The organism is Nitratidesulfovibrio oxamicus (assembly GCF_015731765.1).
In the GTDB taxonomy this organism is placed as follows: domain Bacteria; phylum Desulfobacterota; class Desulfovibrionia; order Desulfovibrionales; family Desulfovibrionaceae; genus Cupidesulfovibrio; species Cupidesulfovibrio oxamicus.
In genome coordinates, this window is record NZ_VRYY01000483.1 from 1 (window position 1) to 1733 (window position 1733).

A 1733-nucleotide genomic window follows, 5' to 3' on the forward strand; every position below is an offset into this window, starting at 1 on the left:
GCCGCCGGGGCGCTGGAAAAGCTGCCCGTGGCCAAGGTGACCAACCTGGCCCGCGCGCTGGATGAGGCCGACGCGGCGGGATACACCATCTATGCTGCTGGCGGGGCCGCGCCGGGAACGGACGGCAAGCCCGGCAGCGGGCCGCGCAACCCGTTCACCGAGCCGTTGCGCACCCCCGCCGTGCTGGTGCTGGGCAACGAGGACAGCGGCATCCGGCCCAACGTGGCCAAGCGGTGCCACTTCACCCTGTCCATTCCCATGGCCCGCGACTTCGATTCGCTGAACGTGGCCCAGGCCGGGGCCATCCTGGTGGGGTGCTTCGCGGCGCGCCGCCACAAGGGCTAGCCACAGCACGCCCGTCTGGCGCGCGGGGCGTTCCCCCGCCCCCCCTGCGGCCCCTTCCGAACCCGACCCGCGACAACACAAAGGCCCCTGCCCTTCCACCGGAAGGACAGGGGCTTTTCCGTGCCCGGCCATACCCGACCGGGACCGCGCAAGGCGGCGCAGCCTACCTGATATAATTGGGGATATTCAGAAACACCTCGCGCGTGTAGGTGATCATCTTGTCCATGATCCACGGAAACGAGATGAGCAGCGCAAGAAAGATGGAGACGATCTTGGGGATGAACGACAGGGTCATCTCCTGGATCTGGGTGGCGGCCTGAATGATGCTGACCACCACGCCCACCACCAGCCCCACGCCCAGCATGGGCAGGGAGATGAGCAGGGCGATTTCGATGGACTGGCGCGCGAAGGCAATGACCATTTCCGGCGTCATGCGACGTACCTCTTCAGACCGCAAAACTGTTGACCAACGACCCCACCAGCAGCGCCCACCCGTCCACCATGACGAAGAGCAGCAGCTTGAAGGGCATGGATACCATCATGGGCGGCAGCATCATCATGCCCATGGCCAGCAGGATGCTGGACACCACCATGTCCAGCACCAGGAACGGAATGTAGATCAGGAAGCCGATGGTGAACCCGGTCTTCAGCTCGCTGATGACGTAGGCGGCGGCCAGCATCACCGTGGGCACCTCTTCCTTGGTGCGCGGCTGCTCCATCTTGGTGATGGCGTAGAAGATCGACAGATCCTTCTCGCGGGTGTGCTTGAACATGAACGAACGCAGCGGCACCTGGGCGTTGCCCAGCGCCTCGTTGAAGCCTATGCGTTCCTCGAGGTAGGGTTGCAGGGCGGTGTCGTTGATCTGCTTGCCCACGGGCATCATGATCACCACCGTCATGAAAATGGCAAGGCTGGCCAGCACCTGCGAGGGCGGCAGCTGCTGCACGCCCAGCGCCTGGCGGATGAAGTGGAACACGATGATGATGCGGGTGAAGCTGGTCACGGTAAGCATGATGGCCGGGGCCAGCGACAGCACCGTGAGCATGAACAGGATTTCGAGCAGCAGCGATACCTTTTCCGGCTCGGTCTGGCCCGCGCCAAGGGTAAGCTGCATGGTGGGCATGACCAGGTCCTGCGCGGCATGGGCCACGCCGCCGCCCAGCAACGACAGAAGCGACAGGGGCAGCAGCAACGCGGTGACCAGGGAAAGCAGGCGACAGGCGGAGACGGAACGGATGGCGTCGGGCAGTTGGGGCCTGCCCGGCAGAGGGGCGTGCCCCACGGGCAGGTCGCAGGAAGCCGGGACAAGGGGGCGGACGGCTGCCGCGCACGTGGCGTCCTGACGGGGGGTGTCCTGACGGGGGGCGTCCGGAGCGGCGGTCTGGCC

General features: G+C 65.8%; 3 protein-coding genes. 1 reads left to right on the top strand and 2 read right to left on the bottom strand.

Annotated features, from left to right (window positions below):
- Positions 1-345, top strand: a 345-nt coding sequence (locus FVW20_RS14280; protein WP_307831558.1) for a TrmH family RNA methyltransferase, incomplete at its 5' end; no start/stop codon positions are given.
- A 163-nt stretch (positions 346-508) separates the two neighbouring features.
- Here the strand turns inward: FVW20_RS14280 and fliQ are convergent.
- Both fliQ and fliP read right to left on the bottom strand, forming a co-directional pair.
- The gene (fliQ, locus tag FVW20_RS14285; RefSeq protein WP_012613325.1) at positions 509-778 is read right to left on the bottom strand and encodes a flagellar biosynthesis protein FliQ; all 270 of its coding nucleotides are present in this window, start codon (positions 776-778) and stop codon (positions 509-511) included.
- Between the two features lie 13 nt (positions 779-791).
- Positions 792-1469, bottom strand: a complete 678-nt coding sequence (fliP, locus tag FVW20_RS14290) for a flagellar type III secretion system pore protein FliP (protein ID WP_196610141.1) — start codon at positions 1467-1469, stop codon at positions 792-794.
- Positions 1470-1733: the final 264 nt, after the last annotated feature.

Excerpts from the sequence above, each read along its gene's own strand:
- fliQ (WP_012613325.1), bottom strand. The coding sequence starts at position 778 with ATGACGCCGGAAATGGTCATTGCCTTCGCGCGCCAGTCCATCGAAATC.
- fliP (WP_196610141.1), bottom strand. The coding sequence starts at position 1,469 with ATGCCCACCATGCAGCTTACCCTTGGCGCGGGCCAGACCGAGCCGGAA.